The following is a 17678-nucleotide window of genomic DNA, read 5'->3' as shown; positions in this document are numbered from 1 at the left end:
CCTTAATCTTAACTAAACCTGCATATGCAGGTTTAGTTGATCGCGTAGCGTTCCGTTAGCGCAGCCTCTGTCTACGACACGCTCCGCGTTTCCTACGGAACACTGCGTGAACGCGTACATCATACATATTCTCAAAGGAATTGGGTAGAAGTTTTTTACTCTTAAGCTAAAGGATGGTTAGGACTTAAAGAATATCAAGTTCGCGATAAAAGGGAGTTTACTGCGCCATTTTATTTTAGTTTTCTGTGTCTATACTTTTATTCTTTGGCATCAGTTAACTGGAGGATTAAGACGACGGTGGGCAAACAAACCTTTAAACACTTTTACTGAAGCTTTAGAAGCGTTCAGAACAGCCATGTCTTTTCGATTTATTGATTGGTTGAACTTAAATCGTGACGTGTTTGCTGCTTACAAAGCTAGTTTGGGTTACATTTGGGCTTGGTTTTTGTCTAAGTCCCGTTAAGAAAGTTTTTATAAGCAAATATCCCTGTAATTATTCTACGAATAAATAACCAAATTCTCTACACAAAAATTACTCCTCTAAAACTTTTGCCTGAAGTGCAGAACGCACTTTCATTAAAAGCTTACCTAGTTCATTGCGACCGACCCATTTGCCATTTTCTAGCACCGCGCCCCAAAATTTGTCTCCCCAATTGTTACCTTCAATTATTTCCAAATCGTCAGTAGCTAAAAGCATCTCTCGCAGTGTTTCATCTTGGGTAAACTTCTGCACCAAAAAACCGTGCATAATTTCAATCTTCACTTTCTCCCAATCATGCCGGAGTGTTACCTTACGCCCAATACGCTTGGCTTTGACTGGTGTTGCAGCCAAACGTAGCATTTCACGTTCATTAGGATGAGTTGTTTTGGCTGCTTGAAAAGCGTGTTCAACGCTTGGAAATTCAATGCCTTCAAATATAATTTTACAATGCCAAAAATTACTGAGGAAGGCGTAATTTCCACTAAACCTAGTAATGCACATTAGATAAATCTCCTGGTTGGCATTAGAACATATTGAGCCGCGTGTCTCAGATCAATACCAGAATATAAGACTCATGAAAATAATATGAAGTATGTAAGCTCACTTTGAGTTACAAAATGTACTTAATAATTGGCCATTAGTCATGTTCCATATTTTCATGGTATTATCGTAGCTACTGCTGACTAAAGTTTTACTATCGTCACTGATAGTAAGCGAAGAAATGTTATGTTGATGCTCTTCCAAAGTACGAATTAGTTCCCCAGTGCGAATATTCCACTGTTTAATATTATTGTCAGAGCTACCACTAAAGAGAGTATTACCATCTAGACTAATAGCTAGAGCAGAAACTCCACTGGAATGCGCCTTGAGTGTGCGAATATTTTCTCCTGTGCGAGAATCTTGGAATATTATTGTTCCATCTACATAACCACTAACAACAGTTTTACTATCGGGACTGATTGTAATAGAAGTGACTGAAATTGCACTTTCAGGATTACCAGTTTCTACTGTGTTTTCCTTCAAATTGCGAATTAACTTACCAGTGCGAAGATCCCAGAGTATGATTTCGTCACCAACACTACTACTAACCAGAGTACCGTTATTTTTGCTGATAGCGATCGCATTCACCTGGAAGGAATGACCTTGCAATGTCTGAAGCACTTTACCTGTAAGAATGTCTCGTAATTTAATTATCTCGTTATGAGAGCTAATGAGGATAGTACCATCCGAGCTAATTACTACATTGTTAACCCCAGTATCCTCAAATGCACGAGTTAACTTTCCCGTTTGGAGATTCCATAATTTAATTGTTTTATCACCCCAACTACCAGTAACTAGGGTATTCCCATCCGGGCTAATAGCAACGGAACGAACCCAACTCTCTTTGATACTCCAAATTTTCTTATTAGTAAGAAAATCCCATAAATTGATGGTGTTGTCAGAGTTGAGACTAACCAGACTTTTATTATCTGGGCTGATGGCAACATATTGAAACCAATCGAAATTTCCTTCGATGGTGTGAGTTTGCTGTCCCGTTTCAATATCCCACAGTTGAATGTTGCTATTAGCAGTAACTATAGTATTTCCATCTGGGCTAATAGCTACTTTAGTAGGTGAACCCTTATAAACAATGGAAAATGTGCCACTCGGAGGATTTTTAGGGGATGAATCTGATAATTCTAATTCTTTGATAGGGTTGCCTAATGTACGGAGTAACTTTCCCGTTTTAATATCCCACAGTTTGATGCTGTTATCCCAAGCACTACTAACTAAAGTAGTTCCATCTGAACTCATAGCTAATGATTCGATCATTCCGGAATGTCCTTGAAGTGTACGAATTTCCTTTCCGGTTTCCATATCCCACACTTTAATAGTGCTGTCGTAACTACCACTAAAAAGCATTTTTCCATCCGCACTAATGGCTAGAGGAGAAACTCCATAGGAATGTCCCTTGAGTGTGCGAATTTCTTTAGCAGTTTTAATATCCCATAATTCAATAGTTTTGTCAGAGCTACCGCTAATGACAGTAGCACCATCTGGAGTAATAATTGCAGAATTAACCCATTCAGAATGACCTCTGAATCTACGGATTAATTTTCCTGTAGAGATATCCCATAATTTAATTGTTTTATCCCAACTACCGCTAATCAAAATTTTGCCATCTTTACTGATATATAGGGACTGAATTAAGTCGGAATGTCCTTCTAATGTACGAATTAATTTCCCAGTTGAGACATCCCACAATTTGATATTTTCATCTTGACTAGCACTGATCAGGGTTTGTCCATCGTGACTCATTACAACCCTATATCCTGCATTTTTAAATGTGCGGATTAGCTTACCTGTGAAAATATCCCAAACTTTGATATTATTGTCGCCACTAGCACTGATAAATGTTTTCCCATCTGGGCTAATCTCTATAGAGTTAATAGAGCTAAAATGTCCCGTAAATTGACATTTACTAGCAGAGATTTCTGTTTGTGCTTTGTCCATCTCATTTGAGTTGGTTATTTGTGCAGCCACAGGTAAAACAAATTGAGCTAGAGAAAATATTACAGTTCCGGCGATACTATAAGCAATTTTAGATTTGCTATTATGTTGTCTAGTTGATTTATTTTTACGCATTTTATTTAAAGTTGATTTTATTAGCTTTGCTAGCAATTTTTAGGATAATTATAGGACTTACGCAACTGGCATATTTTTTCTGTAGGGGAGGCAAAAAGCGGTGTGGATTTTCCTCCCGCTTTATTGCCGTTGCGTGACGCAGCCAGAATATTTGAACGTAGTCATGAAACTTATAGCGTCACGCACCAACCACTAATTGTGACACTTGCGTAAGTCCTGGATTATTTATATCTAGGTTTAATTAAGATAAAATATGCAATAATTATGTTATTTGTTTCGTAATTTTTCTACAACTAATTGTCTGAATTCTTGCCAATCTTCTTCCGATTGAAAAAAATTACGTGGCAGTATAAGTGCTTGGTTGATGGCTGTATATAGCAGAACAATATCTGTTTCCTGCTTATACTTCAGTAGGAGATCCCAAGGATATCTCATTTCGCCGTAAGCATTACGCCAAATAACACCTGCTTGATCTACTAACCCAGATATTTCTCCTTGTATCAGCTTGTTGCTTTGCCATGCTCGTTTAATTTGACGTTCTCTCAGCTTGGGGAGAAATACCAAAAAATATAAAATAATCAAGACATCGAAAACTAGCGAAGAACTTGCTAAATAACCAGGATAAAATAATAATTTTACTAGGATATAACCAAGCCCAAACCAGGGAAACCATTTAAATAGCCATTTTAAAAATGTCGGCATACAAAGTTTCTGAAAGTGGTTATATTGCTGCTCAGTCCATGTACCACTAAAGTGAATACTCATTACTTGCTCACCTTAATATTATGATTTATTGCAAAACTTTCAATTTGCCGATAATAGCTAATATGTCTAAATTTAAACATTAGCTGAGTAATTGATGCTGTTGCACAGATAAATTGTGTTTTTATAGTTGTGATTTTGGGTTTTCAACTCATTAGTTTTTAATTGGGATAAAAAGGATGTTTATACTTGGCAACGTAATAGAATTTGTTGTTTTAATTCTTTAATAATCTGCTGCTGTTCTAATGACTTATTACTTACCCAACTCAATAAATAATATAACTGAAATAAAGGGCGTAATTGCCAATATGTAGGATCAACAGTCTTTTGTATCTGATAACCATGCCAAAAACTAGATAAAATGGCATTGTTGTTAGTCTCTAGCTGTAACTCATAATTCATGTATTTCGATGGCAAATTCACTGAGAGTTATTGTTGATTAACTGGTTGAGTTTTTCTTGTGACTTCGAGTACAAAGGATCTGCTATTGTTCCAAATGAACGTTTTTGCACCATTACTAATTGTTGATCTGGTGTCACGTTCACAACCACATCTGGCAATATTCCTGTTTTACTAATATCTCGTCCTTTAGGGGTAAGCCATTTTGCTATAGTTACCGCTAAAGCTGAACCATTTGCAAGTGGTCTTATTGATTGAATTGTATTTAGACCTAGAGTTTTAGAACCGACTACAATACCTCTGTTGTGATCTTTTAATGCTCCAACCAGAATTTCTGCACCACTAGCCGTTCCTTGATTAACGATAACTACCAATGGCTTATTTGTTAAAGCGCGTCCATTTGCTTGTTCACGCTCTATTTGATTACGCTGAATTATTGAAACGATCTTACCCTTGTTGATCCACATCCGCGCAATTTCTACAGTAGAGAATAGCAAACCCCCAGAATTGCTGCGTAAATCTAATATGTAGCCATTAACCCGTTGTTTTTCTAAATCTTTAATAGCTTGCTGTATTTCTTTACCAGCGTTCGCACTGAAACGAGTCAGACGAATGTAGCCAATCTTTTTGTCAGAAATAGTATCGACTTGATAGCGGACTGGATTGACTTGCTCTGCTTCTCTAGTTATCTTAAACTCCAACTGTTTTTTACCCCGCAGCACAGTTAAAACTACAGGTTTACCAGATGCCCCTCGCAAAAGATTCCTCGCCGCCGGAGGATTTATTCCGTGTATATTTTGACCATCAATTTTGATGAGTATATCACCAGCTAAAATTCCCGCATTGTAAGCAGGAGTTTCTTCTAAGACACTGATAATCTTAAGTGATTTTGTTTTTTCGTCCTGATTGACATCTAAGCCTACTCCAACTCCTGCTGGATCACGCTGAAGATTCTTAAATTCTTCAGGGGATATAAATTGTGTTAAAGGGTCGTTTAATTTCTGGAGCATCTGGCGAATTGCTGTCTGTGCCTCTGGCAAAGATTTATAAGTGCGATTTACATATTGTTGACGTACAGCTTGCCAATCATGCCCATTAAAATTACCATCCAGATATTGTCGATACACAATTTGCCAAACCTCATCCACAAATTCTTTTTGTGATTCCTGAAATGGCTCTTGAGAATTTTGCAACTGTTGACTAAGACTTTTGGGCAAGGTGATCAACTCGGTGGTAATTACGACTGTTGTAGTTATTAATGCTGTAATTATTGTTATTAATTTATGTTTCATAGTTCAAATATTGTCTGTTATCAAATAGAAAATATTGTATTTGTTTCTAAAATTAAATTTTAAATGTGAAGAAAATTTTCCTCACATTTTCTTGGAGAATGCAAACCGCTAATTTTCCTTTATTCTTGGCGAATAAACGCAGCATCATCGCGGTATTACTGAAGGTATAGGCAGTGGATATCGTGGATTTGTTCTTAATAACCTCGGATCTATTTGTTGTAGTGCCGACTGTCCTTCAAAAGTGCCTCCCAAGGTAACTGTGTAATTTCCAGAGTAAGGTGTACTATTATTAGAAACATCGACATTTACCCTCATCAACAAAGGACGGCGTTCAGGGATTCTGATATTCGCTGTTCTGGTTGTTCCTCTGCTTATACAGGCTAATTTAAATAAATTTCCATACATTATTCTATCGTTTCTAAAATTTCTCCTTTCTCTGTCCAATATTGTTATCCTCACAACTCCACAACCTGGACTATCACCTATCGTATCTAGAGTTACCTGAAGTTGCCCTGGAGCAGATGTAAATGAATAGTAGAAGTTTAGTGACCCAGCAGCTGACCAACTACGAGAAACTGAGGGGTTTGTTAATGCAGTGGCAGTTTCTGGTGATGTTTGAGCCAAACTACTGCTAGACGACAAAACTGAAGAACTCAGAATAGCTACTGTAATAGCTGCTTTTAAATTAGAATTTATCAACACTTTACTACCTCTGCTAAATTTCAAAAATGCGATCGCCCCAAATCTAACATCAAGGCGATCGCTACTTTCCAGAAAGGTTAAAAATCATTGCCTGGGCAACACTATCTGGCGAGTCTGTCCATTAAATCGTTGCACAAAACTACGTTTAGCTGGATCATTGACGGAGTTATAAATATTTCTACCGTCAGCAAAGGATACGGAAATCCTTTGCAAGTCCCACTCATCATAGTTATCAAAAGGATGACGAGAACGAGGCCGACCATCGTGACGAATGGTAACACTCCTGATTTGATTTAACGAAATGGGTTCGCTGGAAGTAAAAGTAACTCTTCGCTCCACAACACTGTTTTGATTAAAGCCACCACCAAGATTTACTTCAGGAGTGCTGCTTCCATTTGTCAAGTTGAGGCTAATGAAAGCATGGTTACCATCACCTCGTAGATCGTCAGATCCCGTAGTCATCCGAACCACAACATCTGTCTTTGCCTGAGCAGTTGCGGAACCGTCACATCGGCTATTAGGGTAGACGTATCCTTCGACACGTGCAAAAGTATAGCCGGCCGCCAGAGCATCTTGTTCACCTTTTGTAGTTGCAGTAGTGAAGTTGTCTCCACGTTGAGGACTCCAATATAGTTTTAAAGGTACTGTACCTGCTACTTGCTTTGTGAAAGCATATCCTTCGACGCGTGCGAAAGTATAGCCGGCCGCTAGAGCATCTTGTTCACCTTTTGTGGTTGCAGTGGTGAAGTTGTCCCCACGTTGAGGACTCCAATATAGTTTTAAAGGTACTGTACCTGCTTCAGGTTTAGGTAAAGCACAGGCTTCGATCCTTGCAAAAGTATAGCCAGCAGCTAGAGCATCTTGTTCACCTTTTGTGGTTGCAGTGGTGAAGTTGTCCCCACGTTGAGGACTCCAATATAGTTTCAGAGGAACTAAACTTGTCTGGGCAAAAACAGAACTCAAATTACTAACAACAGCACTTACTACCATTGTGGTTAAAGCAAATCCAATGGTTGCTTTTTTCAACATATTCATAAGAAAAATCTCCGTATTTAGAATAATAAGGCTTGCAATCTTAGGAACTTTTGAAATCATGAGAAGTAGTTTTTTTCTCCTCACTTTCATTAACAAATGAGGAAAACAAAATATTCCAAAATTTACTAGTATTTTTTTAACGTGAGTTCGATGACCTCTCCATTAAGGCTTACTCCTTACTAGAAGCAAGCGATCGCGTTACGTCTGGGTAAGGAGAGGGAGGAGGAACGAAAAAATAAGGGTTTTACTCCCCTCTCCTTGTAGGCTACGGTGTACACACAAGTCTGATAACCTTATTCCACATCGTTTTGATCCCCCCTAACCCCCCTTAAAAAAGGGGAGAACTAGAATCAAAGTCCCCCTTAGAAAGGGGGATTTAGGGGGATCAAACAAAATTTTGCACCCAGCACAAAGATGTGTGTACACTTTAGCCTTGTAGGAGAGGGGCTGGGGGAGAGGTTAAAACAGCACTGGTCGAACTCAAGTTTTTTTATAGGGCATAAAAAAAGGACATCAAATTCTTGTGAATAACACTTTGATGCCCGAAATTAATTTACCGTAATTACCTTGTCAACCCAATGCTCTAAATCGATAAGTTATGCCCCCCATAGGTCGTTTTTGGTCTATCCGTTCTTGGGTTATGATCACGTCTTGGATAGTTGAAGATTTTTGGGGCGTTATCTTGATAGTCACTAAGATTTCTTGATTTGGTTTCAAGTCAAAAGGTTGGTTAAATCCAAACTTATCTAACTCGATTTTCCATCCTTTGGGAGCATCAAGTCTAAGTGTGGCTTGAATGCTTTGTTTAGTTGGGTTTCTCACAAAGAAACGCTCCTCAATGGCTCCACCTTCTCGTGGGTCTTCTAAAACAAGATTGCGGTGGGTGACATTATTGTCATTAGGGGTGATGTCATCCACAACAAAGCTAGCCCTTGAGGTAGGGGAAACAGAATCTTGAGGAGAATCAATGATTGCCAGTAAACAGTAATGCCGTGGCTGAGGTCGAGATAAATCTAATTCAGGCCCAGGGAAATTAAACTGAAATATTTGAGCTACATCCCTAGCAGTACCAGCAATAGAGCTACCAGAATAGGCAAGATTCCTAATTGGTTGATTGCCTAGTGGGTGAATTTGACTAGTATCGCTTGACCCCGAAGGACTCCAGAAGTCAGAGGGTAGTCTTGGTAGTGCAGTTCCAGCAGACATCCAATAAAGTTTCACAGTACCAGATGTTGCTGTCACAGGGCCGCGATTGCGTACCCGAACATATACCCGATTGACTTCGCGCGAGACAGGGTTTTCATCTACTAGAGCTTCAAAATCGCGTGATGTTCTAGGGGCAGTCTGGTAATCAGGCCCCGCATCAATTTTGATGTCTGCGCTTTGCCAGTGTCCAATAAAACCACGAGTCGGTTCAAATAAAGTATTGCTTGGTTGTTCTGTGTTTCCCCAATCCAAACGATTATCACGAACAAAAATATCGACTCCTCCTTTGCCTTGGGGGACAGGAGCAGCAATGCGTACTGCTTCAAAGGCATTAACACGTCCTCTCCCATGAGTGGAACTGAAGCCACTCAAATCGTATCGAGCTACTGAATCTTGAATCTTGTCAGCAGTGTCTTGTAACAACTGCTGAGTTTGCAGCCTATTGAAGTCAGGGTTGACCGATAGAGTAAGACCGATAATTCCTCCCGTTAAGGGGGTAGCAAAAGATGTTCCACCAAAGCAAAAGGTGTAATCTCTATCGGCAGATTCGACAGGGCAGAAATCAGAAGCCCAGCCGGGAGGACGAGGAGGATTTGTATTATTGTAGCCCGTGTTACCTACTCTGTCTGTAGTAACAGCATTCAAAGTCCCTGTATAAGGAACACTAAAAATACCATATCCCCGATGCGTTGGAGCCACCACATCCATGCAGGTTCCAAATGCACTTTCGGTCACTTTCTGATCTTGATTACTAGAGGCACTAACGGCAATCACATTTGTTAATGAGGAGATATCTGGAGTTGCCCCTACACAGTCATCTCGATTGAGATTATTCATTGCAAACAATACAACACTTCCTAACCCGCCTCTACCTGCTGTTGCCGCATTGTTAATAGCAGTCACAACATTGTCTGGAATAGGTGTACCAATAGGGTATCCCCAACTGTTTGTGATAATTTGTGCGCCGGCTTGTTGAGCATACCCAAAAGCAAGACCATCGGCAAAATCCGTATTACCTTGGCGAATTAACATGAGAGTGCAGTTTTGACAACTACCACTGACACCGACTCCATTGTTACCCCTGGCAGCAGCAGTTCCCGCCACAGAAGTTCCGTGGTTGTCTGGTCTCCCGCCTCTTGTACCCGGACTAGGGTCTCTATCACCACAACCGGGACGTGCAGTTGAATCACAACCTACAAAGTCCCAACCATTGATATCATCAACAAATCCATTTCCATCGTCATCCCTAAGATTGCCTGCAATTTCCCCTCTATTTACCCAAAAGTTAGGAGCTAAGTCAGGGTGTCCTAAATCAAATCCATCATCAATGACGGCAATAACGGTATTTGCTGATCCGGTAGTGATGTCCCAAGCTTGGGAAGTGTCCACATCGGCATCTGGAGTCCCGCTACTTAATCCAGTATTACGATGATGCCATTGGTTATTGAAGAGGCGATCGCTAGGAATACTTTCTCGATAATCAATTACTCTCACGAAATTAGGATGAGCAAACTGAACTAGTTTACTCTGCGCGTAAGCATTAGAAATGCCCAGTGCATTCATTGAGGATATGTCTGTAATCTTCAATAAGAACTGGTTCTTGGCAAAGGGATTTTCCATCGAAACTTCAACAAAATTTCCCCTATTGAATTCTGCAATTTTCTCCTTTGTGATATCAGCTTTAAACTGAACAATAAATTCATCAGTCACAATCAAAGGGGTTTCAGCACCTTTGGGAGTAGTCACTAAACCAGCCTGAGCGATCAGTTGATCTCCGCTTTTTTTTACCTGCCGTGCCAACTTTACCAAAGAGGCTCGATCCAATGTCTTACCGATATCAAAGATCATAATTCCGCCAGGATAATCCTTCAAACGCTTTAAACCCAAAGAATTACTCAGTGGTTCGATTTGTTTTGGATTGACTCCATCCTTCAGTAAAATGCCTATTTGATTTGACGAAATCTCCACAGGGATTTGTTGACCGTTAGCCAAGAAAAAGTTCTCTTCATTCAGTAATTGACTGATGCTGTCTTGATGGAATGTTTGAGTAAATGCGGCTGAATAGATTCCTTGAGAGAGACTTAAAATAGCTGTCAATACTATGCAAGCTATTAACGTTAAACTTCTCCAAGCGGCCTTGCTAATAAATGGCCATTTTGATTTAATAAATCTGTAGAACATAGTATCAATTCTCCAATGCGTAGAGGGAGAAATCACAAGCAATCAGAGAAGGGTTGCCTGTCAGGGTTGCGAAATGTCCACCTGCATCAAGCGTTGACGCAAAGCCAGAGGCACTGCCGTTGGGGTTGTAAAAAAGTTTACCGTTAGTAGTATTGTAAACAATAAAGGCACTGCTCAGTTCAGCAGCAGCATCGCTGTTGACACGCGCAAATTCGCTCACTAGGCTAAAACCTGTACCCGCAACACTTCTTAAGGCAGTAAAGGTGCTTCTGGCTAGGCGAATCTTATCTCCTTCTGTGAAGCTAAAATCAGTAAGAGAATCATCACCGTCGCCTCCATAAAGGGAGTCATCACCATTACGTCCAAACAGGGTATCATTCCCTCCGTAACCATAGAAAATATCTCTGCCATCATTAATGCTAATAAAACCGAAGTTTTCTGGGTCTCTACCAACTTTATAGTCAGAGCCGGAAGTTCCATACCAATCATTAGGCATTGCTTTTTCCTCACGTTTGATGATTTTGAAGTTATTAGAGCTACTTCTTTTCGCTCTCAGTTTCAACAACAGATGAGACAAGCAAAATATTCCGGAACTTGCTCAAAAATTTTTATCTGGCATGAAAAAAGACATCAAAGCCTGACTAATAAAACTTTTATACCCATTCATTGCCCAGTGAGTGCATAAAATCCAATACTCACATCTATATAGCAAGTGTTTTTAACCTGAAAAATACCAGGTAAATCTGGCACAGATATACCAAGATTTACTCATGTATTATGCAATAATACTTTTTAATTACAGGGCTGAGGGGTTGAGATAATATACTTATGCAGTCAAAACCAGTATCAGAATCCGTTACACCTCTAATAATGGATGCCAAGCATCAAGAGCTAATTAGCAAGATTGCTCGTAAATATACTAGAGGCAGTTCCGTATCGTGGGAAGATGCGGCACAAACTGCGGTGATGAAAGTTTACGAAGCTGTGAAAGTTGGGAAGTTTCACCAGGGGGGAGTTGCGGAGTTTCAGCGTTGGGCTACAGTGGTGGCGCGATATGAAATTATTAACTTTGTCAAAAAAGAACGTTTGCGTAACCACCAAAGCCTAGATGCAACTATTGTTGGCACGGATTTATCTTTCGTAGAAACAATTCCTGATGAGTCTAACTTGTGGGATGCTGTCACCCGCGTAGATTTAATGATCAGGGCAAAAAAAGCTATTGTTGCTCTAGACTCGCGTTATAGCGATCGCTCTTATCTCCAATTATGGCAGCTTATGGTTGCAGGTAAAAACCAAACCCAACAAGCATCTGCATTGGGAATTAGTCAAGGGGAAGTTTCTAAGCGTTGGAAGGAATTAGTCGGGCGTGTCGCTATGGAATTAGGACTACTAGAAGCCGAAGCTATTAAACATACACAACAAAATACTCAACTCAAACATACTCGTAGACGTTCAAAAACTACATGGTAAGGCTTTTGTTAACTATTTAATAAATTTATTACTTGTTGGCATAGAATAATCTGCTCACTTGTTAACACAATTAACTATCTTTCTATAATTGGGCAATGCCAAGCTATGTCTAGAGAATGTGAAAAATCCAAATCTGCTAATATGCGAAAACCTTTAACATTACCGCAACCAGGGGAAATTTGGGAATTAAGTCCTCAGATACGATATTATGGCGATTTTCAGCCGAATAATCAACATAAGCTCTACTCAAACGAGGCTCAAAGCTTTTTACAAACAAAAACTCCATCCCGCTATGTGATGATTGTGACTGAACCAGACGCAGAGATTGTTTCTGTAATGGTATTATCTGGGGAAACCAATTTTATTTCCGATGTTGATTTACTTATTCCCGCAGATATTTCTGGTTTAACACAAGATTTATTGGCTGAAACCTGGCACGTACAACCGATGCTTATTAATAATTTATTGCAGTCAGTAGGTAAGAGGTTATCTCGTGATATCTATGACATCTTACTCACCATAGGAGACTATTTTCATGGGTTAGTCAATCAACCACCAGAAACTAATACTATTGAAAAATTAGGATTAAATTTAGGCATAAATCAAGCTTTAAAAGCACCTAAAATATCCCTGTTTCACGAACGAGAAGAAGCTTGGAGTGATGTTTTAACAATACCAGTAGCAGCTTATCATACATACATTAAAAGTGTAAATTTTGCCAGTCAAATTTTGAATGAGCAATTACAACTAGAACAAGAATTAGCAGAATTTGAGTTTAGCCACAATATATTTACTGATTTACTATCTACCTCCTGGAATCATACTTATACTATTCTCAGTCGTTGGACACAAAGCATTTTTGATGCAGAATGGCAAGCTGTGTCTACATTACCAAATTTAGTGAACACCTACGGTGGGGCGCAGCCCATCGCCACACGTAGTTTTACATCTCCCAATGTTCCATCCAAGCCTGATGAAATTGCCGCAACTATTCAGGAATTATCATCTACAACTGATGAATTACAACGTCAATATGCTGCGAAAAGATTGGGGGAAATTGCTGTTGGTAATTCTGAAGCAATTCAAGCTTTGGTAAATCTGTTGCGAAGCACTTCAGATGATGAACTGCTGTGGATAGCGGTAGAAAGTTTGCGAAAAATTGATCCAGAAAACCCTGCTGCTGGTGTCAAGAGAATGAAATTGATTGATTTAGGTATGGAAATTGCAGGAGAAGCTGTAGCGTTGGCTGTGGGTTTTTTACAGAAAATTGATGGTGATGTTAGCGTGCTGTTGCAAGTTTACTCCACTGGAAATAATGATTATTTACCACCAGATTTAAAACTAAGATTACAAGATAATTCTGGCAACATATGGCGGGAAGTCATAGCAAGACGAGCAGATATTTGTATTCAGCTAAAATTTAGTGGTGAAATAGGAGAAAAATTTAGTGTACAAATTGGCTTAGGAAATACTAATTTTAGTGAAAATTTTGTGATTTAAAAATTGACAATGCCTAATTTCTGGAATGCGTACATGACTGCACCAAGGCGAGTTTGAACGCCAAATTTATGATAAACATTCTCCAAATGTTTCTTAACTGTACGATGACTGATTGCCAACTGTGTTGCAATTTCATTTGTCGTGCAATCCCGCGCTATCCAAAATAGCACTTCTGCTTCCCGCTTCGTTAACCCCAGCATTTCTAAAGATGGGAGTGAAAAACTATGAGGCTGAATCTCTGCCAACATTAGGTAAACTCGTTCGAGTGCTGCATGATAATTCAGTGTCACTGTCAATCGACTACCATTATGTTCCAAATAGAGAGGGTGCAAAGGAGCAAAAATTTCGTTTGATTGTATTAGTATAGATAGTTGATGATTTACCCATCGTTGCAGGATATCAGGTAGTGCAGTTGACAGCTTCGATAGTGGGCAATATTTATCTAGTAATTTTGCAGCCTTTTGGGTGATCAATTCTATTTTGCCGTCAATAGATAAAGCAATTAACCCTACTTGATCGAGAGCCTGATTGGTATCGATAAGTTGCTCCTGTACTTGAGCCAATGTAGCAATGTTCTGGTATACTTGCTCTAAGTGTGGACGAATTAAATTTAGAATCAAGCGATCGCGCTCATTGAAGTTTCGGCGATCGCGGTTGATTGATAAAAATGAGTGATTTTGTCCTTGATGAAACTGATCAGCATTCGCTATAGAGGGAATCTCAAGGTGAATCCCCATTTGATCTTCCAAGCCAAAGGACTGAAAAAAAGCATAAAAAGCTTCTCTGCGTTGAAATTCTGACTCACTTAAAAAATCAGAAATTGCCAGTGCTTGTCTATCCAGTGTTTGGAAATAATATTGTGAAACTGGATGAGTCAAAAAATTTTGACGTTGAGATGTGAATGATTCCGCCGCCATACCAACTTCAGGATGGGGGAAGGTGTACATCCGGGGTAAGAATGGTGTACCCCGGATGGTGAAACTAGTTATTGCGAATGTTTCTGCACCTACTAACTTTGGTAAAGCTGTGAGTATTTGTATAGGTAATTTATCAATACTGCAAGAAGCATAAACCGAGCGCAAAAACAAGAGAATTTGCTGCCAATCATTGTCTGACAAAATTTCCACAGTTTTTATAAGTAAAACTTAACTGTTTTACAATTCACTACGGCGATCGCCGTATTGTTTTCGTAAAAATATTTTGTCATTCTACTATTTAGTATTCTTTTTAAACATGATCCTACTCACAAATGTTTCCCAACTTTTCTGGTAAAAATCTTCAAGGTTATAACTTTAGGGGTAAGAATCTTACAGGCGCAGACTTTAGGAACTCTGATATTCGCGGGGCAAATTTTACTAATGCTCTTCTGAAAAATGCGAATTTTCAAAATGCCAAGGCTGGATTACCTATAAAGCGGCTTTTAGGGTTAGTGATAGTAACATTTATAATAACTATAATCTTAGGATTAATTTCAGGCTTTGCACCAGTGTTTACTGGATATTTGCTTTTTCCTTATTCAATTAGTCCAGGTGATTATTTTGCTACTATTCTAGTTTTGAGTATTTTTCTGGTTTTTGCCATTACTACTATTTATAAAGGTTTATCAACTGCGTTCTTTGCCGTTTCTTGCGTTGCTATAATCTGTGGTTTTGTGCTGGGAATCATGACTGGTGAAATGGTGGGTATTCCATCTGGAATAGTCAGTGTTACTGTCACTACGTTAATTATTTATGTCATGTTAGTAATTATGGTATTTCTAGTGACAGTAGCCGAACAAATTGCAGGGATGAGTATAGCTATTGTGGCTCTATTTCTCATATTTATAAATAGTATTATTGGCAGTATAACTGGTACAATAATTGGTGTTGAAGTTGCTAAAGTATTGTCAGGGACTAACAGGCTGCCACACTTAAAAGTGCAAGCAGTTGAAGAAGCAGCGATCGCAGCTACAGTTGGTAGTGTTGCTGTCATATTATTTGTAAGTTATATCAGTTGGCGAGTCCGTGCTGGTGATGAAAAGTTTGTCTGGATAAGACAACTAGCTATTGCTGTCTCTAGCATCGGCGGAACAAGCTTTCAACAAGCAGACTTAACTGGTGCTGATTTTACTTCCGCCAAGCTAAAAAATGTTAACTTTAGCAACGCCAAACTCATTCGTACTAATTTTCATTTAGCGAATTATCTTTCTTTAGCAAGAGTAGATAACACTATTTTAGTCAATCCGATAGTTCAAGATTTAGTTGTTACTAAAAGAGGTACTAATAAATCTTATATCGGTTGTAATCTTAAAGGTATCAATCTAGATTATGCTGACCTGAGTTATGCTGATTTAAGCGAAGTAGATATGAGTAACTCTACTTTAGAGTTTGCAAATTTAGAAGGTGCAAATCTGACGAAAACTCAAGCATTAGCTACGAATTTTCACCAAGCAACTTTAACAGCAGCTTGTTTAGAAGCCTGGAATATTAACAGTGCAACTCAACTTGATGGAGTAATTTGTCAATACGTTTATCTTTTAAATAACCAACAAGAACGTCGTCCCAGTAGTGGAAAATTTGCTGCTGGAGAATTTACTAAGCTCTTTCGAGTAGTTATAAATACTGTTGATTTAATTTTTCGTAATGGTTTAGATTTAGAAGCTTTATCTGTGGCTTTATCAAAAGTAAAAATAGAAAATGAAGGTATTTCTTTAGCTATTAAAAGTATTGAAAATCAGGGTGACGGTGTGGTAATTGTGCGTGTAGATGTACCAGAATCGACAAATAAGGCGGAAATCCACGCCTCAGTTACTCACAATTATGAATTGGCTCTCCAGCAGATAGAAGCAAGATATCAAGCCGAATTAAAAAGTAAAGATGAACAAATTAGTCTTTATCGCCAACATCAAGTGGATTTAAAAGAATTAATCCAAATGATAGCTCCCACTGCCAAGAAATTCACCCAGGGAAAGCTAGTAATTTTAAAATTAGGTCAAGGGGATTTAAGTACAGGATTTCCAGTTACACTACAAATCAGTAGAGAAGGCGATCGCCCATATTTTGAATCTCATGGACAATTACCTTCAGCCTCCGAATTAGTTTTAGCATACCATAAATGGCAAGCTGCATATTGCCACAGCTTACAAGGAAGTTTGCGAATCAAGTTTCCAGAAACACAAGTTACCAATATTAGTCGGCGAGAATTATTTAAAGAATGCGATAAATTGGCAGATGCTTTCACAAAACAAGTAAATTTATGGTTAAACTCGGAATTATTTCGCCCTATTAAAGAGCAACTCCTAGAAAAACTAGATCCTTCAGAATCTATTCGGATACTTCTGCAAACAGAAGATAGCCAATTACGGCGGATGCCCTTGCAGCTTTGGAATTTTTTTGAACGCTATCCTCATGCTGAAATGGCTCTTTCTTCAACTATTTATGAGAAAAAAGAAAAGTTCATATCCTTAAAATCCTATGTCAAAATATTAGCGATATTGGGAGATAGCACTGGTATTAATATTCAACAAGACAGAGTTTTACTTGAACAATTACCTCATGCAGAAATCAAGTTTTTAGTAGAACCACAACGCCAGATGCTCAATGATGAACTTTGGATGCAACCTTGGGATATTTTATTTTTTGCTGGTCACAGCTTTACTCAATCTGAACGAGAAATTGGTCATTTTCACATCAATGACTCTGATAGTTTAACTATTGCCGAGTTAAAAAATGCTTTAACGAAAGCTATTGAACGAGGTTTACACTTAGCAATTTTTAACTCCTGCGATGGTTTGGGATTAGCAACTAATTTAGCGGATTTACATATTCCCCAAATGATTGTCATGCGTGAACCAGTACCTGACAAAGTAGCACAGGAGTTTTTGAAGAATTTTCTCGCAGAATTTTCTAGTGGTAAACCTTTATATCAATCAGTACGTGAGGCACGTTTGAAACTACAAGGTTTGGAGGATGAGTTTCCTTGTGCAAGTTGGCTGCCTGTAATCTGCCAAAATCCAGCAGAAATCCCTTTTACATGGTAATAGTTAG

13 protein-coding genes and 1 pseudogene are annotated in these 17678 nt (G+C 38.8%); 4 read left to right on the top strand and 10 right to left on the bottom strand.

The features are described from left to right. Positions 1–123: 123 nt before the first annotated feature. A pseudogene (locus tag VB693_RS27685) lies at positions 124–463 on the top strand (IS701 family transposase); the annotation flags it as partial. 69 nt (positions 464–532) lie between these two features. Here the strand turns inward: VB693_RS27685 and VB693_RS27680 are convergent. From VB693_RS27680 to VB693_RS27640, 9 genes are all read right to left on the bottom strand, one after another. Beyond that, on the bottom strand, positions 533–982 hold the full coding sequence (locus VB693_RS27680; RefSeq protein ID WP_323269058.1) for an NADAR family protein: 450 nt from the start codon (positions 980–982) through the stop codon (positions 533–535). A 99-nt stretch (positions 983–1081) separates the two neighbouring features. Beyond that, a complete protein-coding gene (locus VB693_RS27675) occupies positions 1082–3106 on the bottom strand; it encodes a WD40 repeat domain-containing protein (protein ID WP_323269057.1) in 2025 nt (674 codons plus the stop codon). Between the two features lie 267 nt (positions 3107–3373). Further along, the gene (locus VB693_RS27670) at positions 3374–3871 is read right to left on the bottom strand and encodes a YcxB family protein (protein WP_323269056.1); all 498 of its coding nucleotides are present in this window, start codon (positions 3869–3871) and stop codon (positions 3374–3376) included. 180 nt (positions 3872–4051) lie between these two features. Further along, positions 4052–4270: a hypothetical protein gene (locus tag VB693_RS27665; RefSeq protein WP_323269055.1), complete on the bottom strand. Its 219-nt coding sequence runs from the start codon at positions 4268–4270 to the stop codon at positions 4052–4054. Between the two features lie 17 nt (positions 4271–4287). Then, positions 4288–5559 (bottom strand): S41 family peptidase, encoded by a 1272-nt coding sequence (locus VB693_RS27660; protein WP_323269054.1) that lies wholly within the window; start codon positions 5557–5559, stop codon positions 4288–4290. A 144-nt stretch (positions 5560–5703) separates the two neighbouring features. Further along, a complete protein-coding gene (locus tag VB693_RS27655; RefSeq protein ID WP_323269053.1) occupies positions 5704–6261 on the bottom strand; it encodes a hypothetical protein in 558 nt (185 codons plus the stop codon). A gap of 84 nt (positions 6262–6345) precedes the next feature. Then, entirely contained in the window at positions 6346–7296 is a 951-nt protein-coding gene (locus tag VB693_RS27650) for a hypothetical protein (RefSeq protein WP_323269052.1), read from the bottom strand. A 570-nt stretch (positions 7297–7866) separates the two neighbouring features. After that, positions 7867–10599, bottom strand: a complete 2733-nt coding sequence (locus VB693_RS27645; protein ID WP_323269051.1) for a S8 family serine peptidase — start codon at positions 10597–10599, stop codon at positions 7867–7869. An 88-nt stretch (positions 10600–10687) separates the two neighbouring features. Beyond that, complete coding sequence (locus tag VB693_RS27640; protein ID WP_323269050.1) at positions 10688–11179, bottom strand: hypothetical protein; 492 nt, start codon at positions 11177–11179, stop codon at positions 10688–10690. 332 nt (positions 11180–11511) lie between these two features. On the opposite strand from VB693_RS27640, the gene VB693_RS27635 reads away from it, so the two are divergent. Together VB693_RS27635 and VB693_RS27630 are read left to right on the top strand one after the other, a co-directional pair. Further along, a complete protein-coding gene (locus tag VB693_RS27635; protein ID WP_323269049.1) occupies positions 11512–12153 on the top strand; it encodes a sigma-70 family RNA polymerase sigma factor in 642 nt (213 codons plus the stop codon). Positions 12154–12258: 105 nt separating this feature from the next. Continuing rightward, a complete protein-coding gene (locus VB693_RS27630; protein ID WP_323269048.1) occupies positions 12259–13653 on the top strand; it encodes a DUF1822 family protein in 1395 nt (464 codons plus the stop codon). On the opposite strand, the gene VB693_RS27625 is transcribed toward VB693_RS27630, so the two are convergent. Then, positions 13650–14771: a helix-turn-helix transcriptional regulator gene (locus tag VB693_RS27625; protein ID WP_323269047.1), complete on the bottom strand. Its 1122-nt coding sequence runs from the start codon at positions 14769–14771 to the stop codon at positions 13650–13652. The genes VB693_RS27630 and VB693_RS27625 overlap by 4 nt on opposite strands. Before the next feature lie 131 nt (positions 14772–14902). Between VB693_RS27625 and VB693_RS27620 the strand changes: the two genes are divergently transcribed. Then, on the top strand, positions 14903–17671 hold the full coding sequence (locus VB693_RS27620; protein ID WP_323269046.1) for a pentapeptide repeat-containing protein: 2769 nt from the start codon (positions 14903–14905) through the stop codon (positions 17669–17671). Positions 17672–17678 lie beyond the last annotated feature (7 nt).

Source organism: Anabaena sp. UHCC 0399 (assembly GCF_034931465.1).
In the GTDB taxonomy this organism is placed as follows: Bacteria; Cyanobacteriota; Cyanobacteriia; order Cyanobacteriales; family Nostocaceae; genus Trichormus; species Trichormus minutissimus.
The sequence above is the reverse complement of the archived record's forward strand: the minus strand, read 5'-3'. Positions and strand labels throughout refer to the sequence as shown.